At 55.4% G+C, this 15,466-nt stretch carries 12 protein-coding genes; all 12 read left to right on the top strand.

Going from position 1 to position 15,466, the window contains the following annotated elements; all coding sequences use genetic code 11:
• The first annotated feature begins 10 nt into the window (after positions 1–10).
• The 12 genes from Q8Q08_02450 to Q8Q08_02395 all read left to right on the top strand — a co-directional run bounded on the left by Q8Q08_02450 (position 11) and on the right by Q8Q08_02395 (position 15,450).
• On the top strand, positions 11–1,135 hold the full coding sequence (locus Q8Q08_02450) for an alpha/beta hydrolase (protein ID MDP2652872.1): 1,125 nt from the start codon (positions 11–13) through the stop codon (positions 1,133–1,135).
• 153 nt (positions 1,136–1,288) lie between these two features.
• Entirely contained in the window at positions 1,289–3,718 is a 2,430-nt protein-coding gene (locus tag Q8Q08_02445) for a hypothetical protein (protein MDP2652871.1), read from the top strand.
• Positions 3,715–4,491 (top strand): nucleotidyltransferase family protein, encoded by a 777-nt coding sequence (locus Q8Q08_02440; protein MDP2652870.1) that lies wholly within the window; start codon positions 3,715–3,717, stop codon positions 4,489–4,491. Before Q8Q08_02445 ends, Q8Q08_02440 begins: the two co-directional genes overlap by 4 nt.
• Before the next feature lie 6 nt (positions 4,492–4,497).
• Positions 4,498–5,211: a glycosyltransferase family 2 protein gene (locus Q8Q08_02435; protein MDP2652869.1), complete on the top strand. Its 714-nt coding sequence runs from the start codon at positions 4,498–4,500 to the stop codon at positions 5,209–5,211.
• On the top strand, positions 5,208–7,631 hold the full coding sequence (locus tag Q8Q08_02430; GenBank protein ID MDP2652868.1) for a hypothetical protein: 2,424 nt from the start codon (positions 5,208–5,210) through the stop codon (positions 7,629–7,631). The genes Q8Q08_02435 and Q8Q08_02430 overlap by 4 nt, the downstream gene beginning before the upstream one ends.
• A gap of 99 nt (positions 7,632–7,730) precedes the next feature.
• Positions 7,731–8,060: a DUF5666 domain-containing protein gene (locus Q8Q08_02425; GenBank protein ID MDP2652867.1), complete on the top strand. Its 330-nt coding sequence runs from the start codon at positions 7,731–7,733 to the stop codon at positions 8,058–8,060.
• Positions 8,061–8,293: 233 nt separating this feature from the next.
• The gene (locus Q8Q08_02420) at positions 8,294–9,478 is read left to right on the top strand and encodes a hypothetical protein (protein MDP2652866.1); all 1,185 of its coding nucleotides are present in this window, start codon (positions 8,294–8,296) and stop codon (positions 9,476–9,478) included.
• A 79-nt stretch (positions 9,479–9,557) separates the two neighbouring features.
• Positions 9,558–10,469 carry a cation diffusion facilitator family transporter gene (locus Q8Q08_02415; protein ID MDP2652865.1) on the top strand — a complete coding sequence of 304 codons (912 nt, stop codon included), beginning with the start codon at positions 9,558–9,560 and terminating at the stop codon, positions 10,467–10,469.
• Positions 10,466–10,924, top strand: a complete 459-nt coding sequence (locus tag Q8Q08_02410; GenBank protein MDP2652864.1) for an isoprenylcysteine carboxylmethyltransferase family protein — start codon at positions 10,466–10,468, stop codon at positions 10,922–10,924. Before Q8Q08_02415 ends, Q8Q08_02410 begins: the two co-directional genes overlap by 4 nt.
• Before the next feature lie 59 nt (positions 10,925–10,983).
• On the top strand, positions 10,984–14,493 hold the full coding sequence (locus tag Q8Q08_02405) for a DUF58 domain-containing protein (GenBank protein MDP2652863.1): 3,510 nt from the start codon (positions 10,984–10,986) through the stop codon (positions 14,491–14,493).
• Between the two features lie 73 nt (positions 14,494–14,566).
• A complete protein-coding gene (locus tag Q8Q08_02400) occupies positions 14,567–14,752 on the top strand; it encodes a hypothetical protein (protein MDP2652862.1) in 186 nt (61 codons plus the stop codon).
• Between the two features lie 176 nt (positions 14,753–14,928).
• On the top strand, positions 14,929–15,450 hold the full coding sequence (locus Q8Q08_02395; GenBank protein ID MDP2652861.1) for a hypothetical protein: 522 nt from the start codon (positions 14,929–14,931) through the stop codon (positions 15,448–15,450).
• Positions 15,451–15,466: the final 16 nt, after the last annotated feature.

Below are 15,466 nucleotides of genomic sequence, written 5' to 3'. Positions count from 1 at the left end.
AAATTCTGTTGTGGACATTTATTTTGCCACAGACCGCCAGAGAGTGGAGAAGGGAAGGGCGATCGTTTATAACGCCGGGAGGGATGAGTTTCTTCATTTGGGCAAAGCAGGAGTGGAATTTATCCCCAGGGGGATGGGTTGGGAGGAAATCGTCGAGCAGTCTTTTTCGTTTGAGCGGAAAAAGGCCTTGCGGATGTCTGTGGCGGATATCCGGGAATTCGGGGCCCTGTGGACCACCTGCCCCTTGATGGATGACCTGAAAGAGGAGGCGGAGACATTGGAGCAAAGCATGTCGTTTGCCCGCGACATCAATGAAAAATTGCGCCGCTCCCGGCGGAAAGATATATACATTTATGTTTCCGGTTTCAAGGTCTGTTTTGACGATCCGGTCCTGCTGTCCCGGTCGCTTTGGCATTATCTCGGTTATGACGGGGCCTTTATCGCCTACTGCTGGCCGGCCACCCAGGGGCGGTTGTCGGCCTACGCCCATGATCTGGAGACCACAAATTATTGTTCGAGGAATTTCCGGTTGCTGCTGGATTTCCTGGCCAAGGAGACGGAGGCAGAGCAGATCCATCTGATCGGCCACAGCGCGGGGGTGAGGATCGTCTGCAATGCCCTGAAGGAGCTGCGGCTCATCTATTCCCGCGACACGGAAGAAGAAATACAATCGGCGCTGAAAATCGGACAGGTCATCCTGCTGGGCGCGGATTTTGACCGGACGGCTTTAAGGTCTTACTACCGGGACAATGTCCTGGCTCTTATGAAAAAGGCCACGATTTACATCTCCCGCAAAGACAGGGCCCTGCAGTTTTCCCGCCTGCTTTTTGGGACCCCGCGCCTGGGGGAGCTGGAAGTGCGGAACATCCACCCGAAGAAAATCGATATTATCAAAAAGGAGAGGAAGCTCGAACTGGTTGATGTGACGAACGCCCGGAACGCCAGCACAGGCAGCGGGCATCTCTACCAGCTGACCAGCCCGTGGATCAGCACGGACATCCTGCTGTGTTTGAAACACGCCTTGTCCCCCCAGGAACGCGGCCTGACGTCAAAAGACGGGATCGTCTGGGAGTTTGACCATCAGTATGAGTCTTTTTTGAAAGAGTCTTTAAGGATTCCTGCCGAAGCTTTTTAGTTTCTCCCTGCCTGCGTTTTTCAATTCCCGTCGCTATTCTCCCCGGCATCTGGTAAAATGAATCCGGTTTTTCGTTGCCCCACTTTGCTTATGCCTGATGTCCGTTCATTTTTTTCGTTCTGCTTGAACCCTTCCCGGGCAAAGCCGGGGAGTTTGTCCGCGGAAGGAGTGCCTTCCAGGCAGGGCTGGCCTCCCAGGCTGGAAAGCGCGCTGTTCCTGCTGCTGGTCTGCCTGGAAACTACTCACCTGCTTTACCTGACCGCTTCGCTTCGGCTTGTCACCTACGACACACTCAATTATTTTTTTCTTCAATACTATTTTTTTAATAACGCGGCTTTAACAGGGGAAATCGCCCAGTGGATTCCCCAGGTGACCCACGGGACACCGGCCACGTTCTGGCAGGTGATTTTGGGTGTGAACGGCATCCTGGCGTCCGCCCTGCTGAACATCGCGCCTTTATTCAAGGGTGTGAATTTCCTTGCGATCTTTTATGCAGGCATTTTATGGGACAGGTTCCTTTTGCTGACGGGGATCTGGCTCCTGGGGCGGAGGTGTTTCTCCTCGCCGTTGTCGATCTTCTTTGTTGCGGTTACTGTGATGTCCTCCAGCCTGTGGATGACACAGGTGTGGTTCAATTTCCATTTTTATTACGCGATCCCCTTGATATTGCATCTTGGGCATGCCTTTCTGGATTCCGGGAAATGGCGGTATGGTTTCGGCGCGGTCAATCTGCTGGGCGTTCAAATGCTCGGCAATTGCGCGTATTTTTTGCCGATCGTATGCTTGACCATTCTTTTGTATTTTTTATTTTATGCCGGGATCCATTGGGACGAGACCCGGCAGTCCCTGAAACGCCTCCGCTGGGGAATCGGCGGGTGGGGGTTTTTGCTCGGGACGGCGCTGACCGCGCTATGCGTGTACAGCCTGGTCCATTTTTCCGTCGACAAAGAAATGGTTTTTGCCTCTTTCGGGAGAGGGGCGGATGCCACTGTCGGCTTGAAAACGTTCTTAACATATGGGGGGAACACCAACCTGAGCAAATGGCTGGGGCTGTTCCTGCCTTTTTCCGTGGACGTGGACCATTCGCTGTACATCGGCGTGTTTGCCGTCCCTTTTTTGTTCATCGGGCTGATCACTCCGACCCGGAAGAGCTGGCCTTTTTTGCTGGCTGCCGTAGTCCTTTTGCTGTTTTCCGTTGGAACGTGCGTGAGTATCTTTTTGTATCAATGGATTCCGGGGATCAAGTATTACCGGCATATCGCTCTGGTGTCATCTCTGGTACGGATTTTTTTGTGTTTGTTGGCCGGGTTTGGTTTTGACGGGGTGCTGCGAGCGGCGAAGGCAGGTCGGTCCGGATCCGCGGGCCGGAGGGGCCTCGCGGTCTGCGTTTTTCTGATGGCGGCCTGCGCGCTTCTGCTGGCCGTGGCCAGGGACCCTGCCGTGTTAGAGCCGTTCTTTCTTGACCTCGATGCGAAACAATGGGGGCCGCTTAATTTTATCGTCTTGCGGGATGTCGCAGGTCTGTCCGGGATGGATGTGTTCAACGGGGTCATCCGTCCGTCTTGGATGGCATTGTTCTTTTCGTCGTTGCTCGTTGCCGCCCTGTGCCGGACAGGGCAAAGATTCCGGGGAATTCTCGTCGGCATAATTTTGGCCGGGCATGTTGTGAGCGGCTGTGCCTATATGGCCTTTGAAGGGAAACGCTGGACCTTGCCGCTGGGCCAAGGAGAGGCCTTCATGCTGGCTTTTCAACAGATGCCCTTTATGAAGCGTCGGCCGATGGCCCTGGACAGGTCCCACCCCCGATGGATATTCCCGAAGGACATGAAATATGTTCCCTGGTTTATCCCGGTCCAGCCGTTTCTTTTTTACGATCAGCTGGGAACCGATGTGAAGGTGGAGTTCTGGCTCAACCCCCTGGACCAGTTGATGAAGGTCGCTGTCGGTTACTCCCTGGACCAAGACGTGGATGTCCGCGAAAGATTAATAGGGGAGGAAAAGAAGAATCTCCTTTTTCCTTCTCAGCGCGCCGGGGTGAGGAAATTTTCCGGGTTGGACGAGGAGAAGGTCCAGTTTTTCTCAGCGGCACATGATTTTCAGGACATTGCCGCGCTGGCGAAGATCGTGGGCGATGAGAATTTCTCCGGCGACATGTTGCTCTTGCAGGCACCTCAATCCCGGCAGCGGCCGGAGGGGGCCCTGAGGTGGACGGGAAAGCTGCCTTTGTCAAGAAATCAGCGTCTGGCGATCCCTTACACGGTCGAACGTTTCGATGCCAACCATTTTGACGTGACGGTCCGCAATCCGTCTCCGGGTCCTGCGTGGATGATGTACAGCGACGTGTGGCACCCCTGGTGGAAGGCGTTTGTGAACGGGGACGAAGTTCCGGTGTATCGTGCAAACCTGGCATATAAAGCGGTGAAACTGAAACCAGGGGAAAATCATGTGAAGTTTTATTTCCATTCCGGGATATTGGAATGGTTGCTGAGGGGCATGGGATGGCAGGCGCTGGCATGGGTGCTCCTTGTCCTTTATTGGATGGCGGGGATCATCCGCGCTCCCGCGGGGAGGGCAGAGGGATGAAGAGGGTTCGGGTGGGAGTGATTCCGGCGGCCGGAAAAGGAGGCCGTATCAGTCCTTTGGGCCGGATTCTGCCAAAGCCGATGCTTCCGGTCCTGGACAGGCCCATCCTTGAATTTATTTTGAGGCGGATGGTTTACGAATTCGGCGTTGAGGAAGTTTATCTCATTGTGGAGCGCCTGGGGGGCCTTGTTCAAAATTATTTCAAAGACGGCCGGGATTTTGGCGTCAGGATCAAATATGTCCGGCAGAGGCAACCCCGGGGGATCGCTCACGCCGTCAGTTTGACCTCCCGGTATATCCGCGAACCGTTCCTTGTCATTCTGGGGGACGATTTCACCCTGGGCAGCGCGAAAGGCCTCATGAAAAAGTTTCGCGAGAAAAACGCCGGCGCGGTGGAAGCAGTCATCAGAGAAAAAGACCGGGACATTCTTCGAAAGACATGCTGCGTAACGATTGACTCCGCAGGAATGATCCGCCGGATCGTTGAGAAACCCTCCAGGCCGATGTCGGACATCCGGGGCTGCGGATTGTATCTGTTTGACCCGATGGTTTTTGATTATATCAAAAAGACCCCGCGAAGCTCGGGGCGCCAAGAGGTCGAAATCACCGATACCATCGGCCTGATGGCGCGCGAAGGCAGGGCCTTCGCGGCTTTCATCCGGGGAAACAACATCAATATCAACACGCCGGACGATCTTGTTCGCGCCAACATGATGTTTGTCCGGATGTCCGGAGATCTTTCCGGCCCCTTTTGGGGCCGACGGGGTCGCTGAAGCCAAATGTATAAAAATCAGACAATCTGCGTTATTATCCCCGCTTATAACGAGGAGCTGTCGGTGGGCCTGGTCGTGAAAGAATTGCAGGGCCTCGGGTTTGTCGACAGGGTTCTCGTGGTGGACAACAACAGCCTGGACAGGACGGCGGAAAACGCTCAAAAGGAAGGCGCTGTCGTAATCCGGGAGGAGAAGCCGGGGTATGGGCACGCGGTCAAAAGGGGTCTGGATGCGGCCGGAGAGGATTTGTTGATCTTGACGGAAGCCGACCTGACGTTCTCCGTCCGGGATATCGAAAGACTCCTCTCCCGGATCGATGAGGCGGATTTGGTGGTGGGGAGCAGGACAAACCCCCGGATGATCGGTCCCGGCGCCAACATGGGGCTTTTATTGCGGTGGGGCAATGTGGCGATGGGAAAGCTTTTGCAGATTTTGTACGGGGCGTGCGGTTTCACGGATGTCGGGTGCACCTTGCGGCTCATGCGCCGGGAGAAATACAAAAGGATTGAGCCATACCTGACATCAGGCGGCACGGCCCTTTCGCCTGAGATCATGGTTGAAGCGGCCAAGGCCGGGATGAGGGTCGTTGAGATCCCGGTTTTCTACGGCGGGAGAAAGACGGGAGAATCCAAGAATACGCCCGGGATGGCCCGGGCGCTCCGGAACGGGTTGGGGATGATGGGCTTGATCATCCGGAAGCGTTTCGAGGGGCGGCTATGAGAAGGGTTTTCTCCTTAATCCGGTTAGAAGGTTTTTTGTTCTTGACGCTGGCCTGCCTGGAAACCGCCCACCTGCTTTACCTGATCACCTCGCGCCGGGTCGTCACGCACGACACCCTCAATTATTTATTTTTTCAGTATTATTTCTTCAACAATGCCGCCGTGTCCGGAGAAATTGCGCAATGGATGCCCCAGCTCCTGCACGGGACCCCGGCCGCGTTCTGGCAGTCCATCCTGAGCATGAACGGTATTTTGGCGTCGGCTTTGCTACCCGTCGCCATGCTGTTGAAGGGCGTTAATTTTCTCCCGATTTTTTATGCCGGCATCCTGTTTGACCGGTTTCTCCTGCTGACCGGGACTTGGTTCCTGTCCCGGCGGTATTTTTCATCACCGTTGTCCGTTTTTTTTGTCTCGGCGGCCATGATGTTTTCCTGTTTGTGGATGACGCAGTTCGGGTTCAACTTTCATCTTTACTATGCGATCCCGCTGCTGTTGTATCTGGGGCATGCCTTCCTGGATTCCGGGCAATGGAGGTATCCTTTCGGCGCCGTCAGCCTGGTGGCCGTCCAGACAATGGGGGGCAACGCGTATTTTCTCCCGGTGATTTCTTTAACGGTGTTCCTGTATTTTCTGTTTTATGGGCTGGCCAATGGGAGGGATGCGGTGCGCTTTGCACGCCGACTTCGCTGGGATCTCGGATTTGCGGGATTTTTAGCCGGGACGGCGTTAACGGCGCTGGCGCTGTGGGGACTGTTTTCTCTCGCCCTGGATGAGGACATCGTTTTTGCCTCCCTGGGGCGCGGGCGGGATGCCGGCGTGGATTTGGAAACATTTCTGGCCTATGGCGGGAATACGCATTTTATAAAATGGCTCGGTCTGTTTCTGCCTTTTTCCGTTGATGTCAATTGTTCCCTGTATATCGGTGTCTTGACGCTGCCGTTCTTGTTTTTAGCCCTGACCGCCCCGAACAGGAAAAGTTTTGCCATCCTGGCGGCCGGAGGAATTCTCCTTCTCTTTTCTCTGGGGACATCCGTCAGTGTCTTTTTTTATCATTTTTGGCCGGGGATGTTTTATTTTCGCCATATCTCGCTGGTTTCGCCGATTGTTCGGATGTTTCTGTGCCTGTCGGCGGGTTTCGGCTTGGAATCGATCTTGAAGGCGGTTCAGGAAGGCGGGTTTTCCAAAAGCCTGAGATACAAAATGGGAGCAGCCGTTTTCGTCTGCTTGACCGTGGGCATGTTTTTTGTGGTTTTTGTTAAGAATGCGAGATTCCTGGAGCCTTTTTTTCTCAATTCCGGGAAGAGCGCCCCCGCCTTTCAATTCATCGTCCCTCAGAATATTGATGATCTTATCTTGAGGGATTCTTGGCCGGCCCCGGTCCGCGCCACATGGGCCCTTCTGGCCCTTGCCCCTGCCGTGATCATCCTTTTGCTCAGAGGCGGGCATCGGGTGCGGACTGGCCTGGTTGCGGTCCTCCTCGCCGGGCATATTTTGACCGGATACGGTTATATGTTTGCGGAGGGAAACCGCAGAACTTTCCGGTTGAGCCGGGGAGAGATGACGGTCTTGGAATTCCGCAGGATGCCATTTATGCGGCAGCGGCCTATTTTCCTGGATCGTTCGAATCCCCGATGGGTCTTCCCCCAGGACATGCAGGATGTCCCGCGGTATATTTCGGTCAATGCCTTTCTTTTTTATGACCAGTTGGGCACAAGTGTCAAGGTGGAATTTTGGCTCAAGCCCCTGGACGAATTGATGAGGGCTTACTCTTGGCAAGCCTTTGATGACTCGTCGGGCATTCCGGCAGGGATCATTCGTTGGAAGACCAACAGCCTGAATTTTCCCATCGGACATGTGGCTGCGCGGAAATTCTCAGGGCTGGATGAGGAGAAGATCCAATTTTTCAGCCGCGCCTATTTTTTTGCCGATGCATCCGAATTGGCCGCGAAGATGGCCGCTCAAGATTACCTCGGCGATATGCTGTTTTTGTCTGCACGGGACGGGGGACAAAGGCCGGAGGCTGCGGCCGCAGGGGAGGGGGACCTGTCGCTGTCGCAAAATCAGCGCATGAAGCTTTCCTATAAAGTCGACCGGTTCGACGCCAACCATTTTGACGTGACGGTCCGTAACCCATCGCCGGATCCTGTCTGGATGATATACAGCGACGTGTGGCATCCCTGGTGGAAGGCGTTCGTGAACGGGAGGGAAGTTCCGGTCTACCGCGCTAATCTGGCCTATAAGGCGGTGGCCCTGGAGCCGGGAGAGAACAGCGTGCGGTTTTATTTCCATTCCCGGCTGCTGGAGTGGCTGTTGAGGCTCATGGGGCTCCAGGCGTTGGCATGGGTGATGCTGGTGTTGTGGTGGATGATGAGGATTGCGACTCGATCGTCCTTGGCCCCCGGCCCGGCCTCCCGGTCCTGATGAAGGGAAATTCATGCTGGATTCATGCCCTCTTCATGTGATTTTTTTCATAATGTCCCTTACGAAAGATGTTCGTAAGCCAACAGAAAGGGGGACAAAATGAAGAGAATGATCTTAGGTGCTTTGGGTCTGGTTTTGTTAGCCTCGTCCACAGCGTACGCGCTGTGGGGGCAGCAAAACTTCTTGCAGGGGACGATCAAGGACATCCAATCCAACATGATCACCCTGATTGTCGAAGAGCCCGAGAATATCCAGGAGGTGGCGATCAAAATCAACGATCAGACCAACTTCCAGGAGTCGGCGTCTCTGGATAGTCTGCAGGAAGGGGATAAAGTGAAGGTGGATTACAAGGAAGAGGGAGGGCAAAAGGTGGCCGTGGCCATCGCCAAAGTCGTGGAGGCGAAGCCTCAGCCTCAGGAGAGGATATAGGCAAATCCTTCTGCTCCCCTGAGAATACCCCGCGGCCCTCTCCACATGCGTTGGAGAGGGCCGTAATTTTTCCAACTCCCGCCGTAAAATTTTCCAATATCTGGTAGAATAAAGCCGGTTTGAATTCGATGTCGTTATGCCGGTTTTTTACCGCATTCCCGGCTGCTGCATTTCCAAGAGCGATTTACGAAACGAGAAAAGGCCATGTCCATGTGCGGGAAATGCTTTAAGAGATGACGCGCCCATCGATCAACGGGTGGATTGTCTTGGCGGTTGCGGCCGCGGCCTGGTACGTGATCCTGTGCCTTTTGCACTGGCTCAACCCGCGGGCGCTGTGGCTGGATGAATACAATGTGTTTCGCAGTGTCGCGCTTTTTGCCCCCGGAGATTTTTTCCGTGAAGAATTGATCACAACGCAGGTTTTTCCCCGGCTGTATTTATTTTTGATTCACACGGTTGCCCAGCCGTTCAATTTTCATGTCTGGAGCGTGCGTTTCCTGCCGTTTGTCAGCATGGTCGCGGCTTTCTTTGTCTGGCTGAAGCTGGCGGGATATGAGCTGAAAGACCGGAAAAATTATTTTTTATTTGTCCTGTCCTGGGCCGCGTCTGTTCCGCTCATTTATTACGCGTCGGAACTGAAGCAGTATTCGATGGACGTGCTGGCGGGTTCGCTGTTTTTGTTGTTCATTTACCGCGGAGAGGAACTGAAAGCCGGGAGCCGGGTCCTTTACATCGCCGCCCTTTCGCTTTTGCCTTTTTTGGCGCTGTTTTCCTATCCGTCGTTCCTCTTTATGGGTTTTCCGTTATACAACCTGATCCGCCGGGAGGAGGAGGGCCGGTTCCGGAATCAGTGCCTGCTGGTATACGTTTTCGCCGTGCTGGCGGCCGCGCACGTTTTTTACCATTACGATTTCAAGGTTTCCGGAGCCAGGACGCAGGGCTTTGACGATTATTTCATTTCCTTTGCGTCGGCCGGGGAATTTTTCAAGACGTTCGGGGAAGGGGTGAACAATCTCATTTCCCGCTGGTTCGCGGAACAGCCTCGGTTTATCAAGAAGATTGGGTTGTTTTTTACGCCGTTCGGGATGATCTGTATTTTTGTGTCGTTTTTTCGGAATTTCCGGAAAGACGGGTACCTGTTCAAGTCCGTCAACACCGTCGCCCTGGCCCTTTTCGCGGAGCTGTTCATCCTGGGCGCGCTGAAAAAATACCCTTTCTCGGTCCCGCGCACTTCGTTGTTCTATTGCCCGGTTGTCCTGCTGATGACCATCAAAGGCATTGACGCGTTGAGGGTTGTCCATCCCTGGATCAGCCGGGTCATCCTGGCGGTTTACGGGGCTTTTCTCGTTTTTGTGATGGTCGGCATCAGCCGGACGGTATTTTCCTGGAATTTGAGCGCCATCCCCAAGATCTGGTAGAAAAAAGGCTGTTCCTATATTATGATGAAGATGCTTCCAGCCTGATGGGGAGCGGTTTTCCAACCTTAATGGGAGTACCATGACAACACCTGCAACGACCAGCGCCGCCCGGACCCTTCGGGGCCTTCGTTCCACTCTCATCGGGATCATCGTGAATGTCGCACTGGCAGTCACAAAGATCCTGACCGGGGTCGTGGGCAGCTCCTATGCCCTGATCGCGGACGGCATTGAATCTTCTCTGGACATCTTCGGTTCCATCGTGGTCTTCGGAGGGCTGAAGATCGGCGCCAAGCCGCCGGATGATAATCATCCGTTCGGCCATGGCCGGGCCGAGCCCCTGGCCGCGATGATTGTTTCTTTGGGCCTGCTCGGCGCGGCAGGCGTCATCGTGATCCAGAGCGTCCGCGAAATTTTGGCCCCGCACCACATGCCCGCGCCGTTTACGCTGTATGTCCTGGTCGGCGTGGTGCTCGTTAAAGAAATCCTGTTTCGTTCTGTTTTTAAGGTCGGGACCGAGATCGACAGTGTTTCTGTCAAGGTGGACGCCTGGCATCACCGTTCGGACGCCCTGACATCGGCGGCCGCGTTCATCGGCATTTCGATCGCCCTGCTGGGCGGGCCGGGGTTTGAGAGCGCCGACGACTGGGCCGCGGTGTTCGCCAGCGGGGTCATCGCTTTCAACGGCTTCCGGTTGTTGAAAGGAGCGGTGGGCGAGATCATGGACACGGCCGTGTCCCCGGACATGGACCAGAAAATCCGGCAGATCTCCCTGGGGGTCCGGGACGTCCGCAACATTGAGAAATGCCGTGTGCGTAAAAGCGGTTTGAACTATTTTGTGGAAGTCCATGTGGAGGTGGACGGGACCATGACCGTGCACCGCGGGCATGAGATCGCCCACAACGTCAAGGACGCGCTATTGGGCTCACCCCTGGGCATCATCGACGCCGTCATTCACATCGAGCCGGTTCCGATGAGCCAGGGGGGGCGATGAGCGACCATCCGGACGTCATGACGCGTCCGCCGAACATTTATTTCGGTTTCTTGATCCTCGGGATGGTTTTGCAAATCCTTTTCCCCTGGTCATTTCTGCCGGCGGCAGTTCAATGGTTCGCCGGGTCTTTTGTGTTCGGGCTGGGACTGGCCCTGATGTCGGCCGGGATACGCCAGATGAAAAACGCCGGGACCGGTCTGAAAACGCACGAACCGGCCGAGACGGTCCTCACCGAAGGGTTGTACCGTTTTTCTCGCAATCCTCTCTATGTGGCCACCACCCTGATGTATTCCGGTATCGGGCTGATGTTCGACAACGCCTGGATCCTGATGTTGATTGTCCCTCTCTTGGCCGTCATGCATTATGGCGTGGTCCTGAGAGAGGAAGAATACCTGGAGAAAAAGTTCGGGGACCGGTATCTGCGGTATAAGTCTTCCGTCCGGCGCTGGCTGTGAAATGGATGTGGTCCCCGGACCAGTCCGGATGGATTCAGAGCCATGGCGCCCTTTTATTCATGCAAAATCATTTAGCTCATGACGGCGTTTCTGTTCCCGTCACCGGCCTTCTGACGAGGGTCGAGCGATGGGAAACGGACTACCTTGAAATTCTCTCCGACCGGAACATGAGGGGGGATCCCGGACTGGCCCTGCTCTGGCGGCTGGACAGATCTTTTCAAAAATTTTCCCGCGGCCTGCAAGGCCTTCTCGAAGGCCGGGAAGCCGTCCGATACCCTCGGCTCAGGAAACTTCTGGCACAATATGCGCAGGAAGCGGAGCGTCTCCACCGGGAAAACCGCGAATGGCTGGCGGTCTATCTGTGCTTCTGCCCTTCGGCTCCGGCGGTCGTCTCCTGGCGTTTCCGCTATTTGGGCCGGAAATGGAGAGATGATCTCCGGGTGTTTGCCGAAGAGACCTTGAACCGGTGGACCCGGGACCCCGGGGCGTGGGGCCGGGAGCCGGCGCGGATCCAGGATATCCTGCATTGGAAGGGCGCGTGCGAGGTGGTAGGCCGCGGTTCTCCGGCCTGGGGAAAGGCCCGGCGCCAATGGAGCGAAGGGATGCGCGGGCATCTTTCCGCCATCCTCAAGCGGAACAAGGCCGCTCTCCGGCGTTTGTTCAGAACTTTTTTTTATGACGAGGTCCTGAAATCTTTCCGTGACGGGCCTGCTTCAGATCTGAGGTCGCGCCTCCTGTCGGCGTTTGACCTCCCGGACGAGGCCCGAGGGCCGGACACGGTGACGTCCGCTGTCCGGAATTTGGTCTGCGGGTATTGGCATCCGCGAGAGGGGACGGCCCAATCGTTGTCTTCTGCGACGGACCGGGTGCTCGGAGAGGAACTGTTGCACTGGGGGCTTCGTCAAAAGAGCCGGACATTTTTAAAGATTTTGCTTGTGGTCATGGCAGGGGTTTGCGTGGCATTGTCCGCGGCGGCTTTTTCCTGGGATGAGCATCTGTCCGGCTGGTGGCGGTCCTGGGCCAGCGGCTGGAGCGCCGCCCAGGCCGGCCCCGGAGAGTTGAGCGAGAAAGAGCAATTTCTCCGGCAGGAGATCCTCGACGCTCCGTTGGAATATCCCCCTTCGCTGGTCCGCGAACATACGCGGCGTTTTGTTGCGGAAGGCCATGCCCAGGCCCGCAACGGCTATTTGCTGTTCGCAGAAAATATCCTGAAGGGATTTCTGCTGAACCTCGCCAATCGTGAAGCGGACGGGGCGCTGATCGCCGAGGTCTTGAATGCCTCTCAATCCTTGTCTACGGATCTCCGCGGCCGTCTGGAAGAGATCGTCAAGCTTTACGCGCGTGATACCATGAAGGAATCCGTTTTGCGGGAGCGCCTTCTGGATTTGCGCCGCATTTTTGTTCCCCGGAACGTGTATCCGTTTTTTTTCATGACCGTGCGGGGGGAATCTCCGTATATCTTGCTATACGCCGAGCCTATTCACGCCCGGCTTTCCTTGAAGAAACGCCATTTTGAGCGGCTGGACATCGATCCCCGCCTAAGCGCGCATTGGGAGAAGATGCCGACCCAGGCCCTGTTCGTCCGCGGGCAAAAATATCCTTTTCATAACGCGGCCGGATATTTCGAGGGGGAGTATGCCGTTGTTCTCCAGGAACTTTCGGCCCGGCCGGAATGGACCGCCTGGCACGAACTGGGGCACATGGTCGAACAGTTGCGCCACACGTACGAGAGCCGTTCATTTTCCGCCAATGTCGAGCTGAACGCCATGCTTTTCCCCGCGCTTTTTGTCCCCGACGCTAAAGAATATGTCCTTTTTCACATCCTGCCGTTTCTCCAGCGTAAAGACAAAGACGACTATTACGCCCAGGCCGCCAAGGGGATCGTCAACGGGTTTCTTTTGTTAAGCCGCTCGCCGGGCCGCCCGGATCCGGATGAGCTGATCAGCAATCATTTCGAAGACGACCGGATCAGCGCCGCAAAGACCATTCTGGAATCAAAATTTTCTTCGGAACTGCGCGCCATGGCCCTGACGATGTACAAGAATCCGCGGAAATACCTCGGCACGGCCGGTAAAGGACGGTATAAAGGCGTTGTCACCAACGCGGAGGAGATCATCCTTGGGGCGGACATTTCCCCGGATAGGGAGGTGGTTTCGATCCCTGACCCTGACGGCGGGCCTGCCGGCGGTCCGCGTCTGATCCGTGACGGGGAGGGGGATGACGAAGGGGGGCCGTTCAATGTCCAGGCGTTTTTCACGGCCATCCTGGTCTTTTTGGGTTTCGAGATCTCCATGGTGCTTATCCACCGGCTGGGCGGCCCGATCCGTGAACGCAAGATGCACGGCCTTTCCTGGAAATATCTTCTGCCTCCGGCCGCGGGGAACATCAATCGCAGAAAGCTCGAGCGTTTGGTCGGGTTGTTCATGAAAGACGGATGGCACCTGGACCCCAAGACCCGTCAGGAGCTGGAATTGTTCCGATTGACCGCCACAGCCGCCGAACTGATGACTTTGAACACGTTGCTCCTGTATGCCCCGGCCGCCCCAAGGGCATCGAATATCACGAACGAAGCCCACCAGCTGTTGTTTTATATCCCTTTTGTCGGTCCGTATGTGGCCAGGTCCTCATGGCTGTGGCCTGCCCAGCGGGTTTTCAACGAGCGCGACAGATTCAATGCCGGACTCGCGTCGTTGGCTGCGGCGGCTTTGAGAGGGCTTTCCTCGGAGCGCTGGAAGGCCCTGGCAGAAGAGGCGTTGAAGACATGGAAAAAGGGAGGTCCCCGCGTTCCGGGATCTGAGGAGATCCTGGATGACCTGGAGAAGACGGTGGAATCCTCTCTGGACAGCAGTGTCCGCCGGAAAAAAAAGACCAGGGATTTGCTGTCCCGTCACAACCGCCTGTTTATGAACCATGTTCAGGCCCGGGTGGATTTTGACCGTGTGGACAAGTATATGCCCGGTGATGATGTGAGGGATATCGATTGGAACGCCACCGCGCGGTCTGCGGACCGGGACCTGCTGGTGCGCAAGCGTCCGCCCCAGGGAGAGACCGAGATCAGTTTTGTTTTGGACATGGGCGGGCTGGACGACGAGGATACCCGCCGGGTATGGGCCGAAGAGATGGTCAAATCGCTGAAGGTCCTGGGACGGGGAAAGACGCTGGATTACCTGATCTTTCTGATGCCTGACGGCAGGAGCTTTTCCGCCGGCCTGCATTGGAGGCATTTGACCGGGTTGAGAAATCTTTTCATCAAAATATTTAGAGAGATCCGTGAGCATTATCCGAGGGGCGGCGCTTTGGGCGGCTGGATGGCCGCGGTGGAACTCGGGTTCTACGCGGATGAGGAAAATCAGGATTATCTCCGGCGTCAGAGGCTGGTCCGGGCCGCCCGTGATGAGAGGGAGGAAGCCGTTCTCCTCGGTCCTGTCCAGGGGCAGAACCTCGTCCTGGTCGGGGTCCCGCCGGAGAGAAGGAAGGCCTTGTATCACGCGGTCGGGCGGCGCAACCGGCTGTTTTTCTGGCAAGGCGGCCTGCTGAGCCGCATGGCGGAAACGCACACAATCCGTTGACAAATTGAGAAAATGAAGCATTTTTTTATGCCAAGAGACACGTTGCAATAACACAAAAGGAAAGGAGTCCTTGATGACCGAAGAGAAAAAGGGTGATTCTTGTTGTTCAACTGAGAAAAGCGGTTGCTGCTGTTGCGGCAAAAAGGCCGTGATCAGCATTATTCTGGCTTTGTTGCTTTTCTCCGCGGGCTATCTTGTGGGCAAGTCAACATATTGCCCCATGATGAAAACCTGCCCGATCAGCCAAGTGCAGAAGTAGTTTCTTTCACCGTTTCGTCCGGGCCCCCCTGTTTCTTCCGGGGGCCCGGGGAGACGGATTCTCCCGCCCCCTCACGTTCGTTTTTTCCGCCAGACAATATTTTCATTTCCTGTATTTATTCACGGCAGATATGGTTGTATACTTAAGGCGTTAACCTGGGCAGCAAAGGCGGAGCTATGATCGAACCAAAGAAAATGGTGATTTTTTTTGTCATCCTGATCGTCGGCGTGAATATCCTCAAAGAGAAAATGTTCGATGAATCCGTTCACCGGGGAGGATGGTACACGGTTGTGAAACCGGTGGGGTGGAACGAACGCAAGGAAGAGAACGAAATTATTTTTGAATCGCCCGAGACCAGCGTTATGACCGGCATGCCGGAGGCGATCTTTTCCATCTATTCCGTGAAAGCGACCGGGGCCCTCTTCCTTGAGGATTTGTTCGGGGAGGTGATGGCTTCCCTCCGGCAACTCAAGGGAAAAGTGCTGGACAAAGGGCAGCTTAAGATTGACAACCAGGACGCCCGGTGGGTCTTGTTTTTCCACCGGGACCCGGATTTATTCATTCTGACGTTTTACATCGCCGATGATTTTAACCGTTTGACAAAGATCCAGTTCATTTCTACGCCGGAGAAATTTCCGTCATACCGGTCCCAGTTCGAGGCGTTTAAGAACAGCATCCGGTTCAAGAAAATTATATAGTCAGCCCAGGCCGGGA

Source organism: Candidatus Omnitrophota bacterium, from assembly GCA_030688425.1.
In the GTDB taxonomy this organism is placed as follows: domain Bacteria; phylum Omnitrophota; class Gorgyraeia; order Zapsychrales; family JANLHA01; genus JAUYIB01.
The sequence above is the reverse complement of the archived record's forward strand: the minus strand, read 5'-3'. Positions and strand labels throughout refer to the sequence as shown.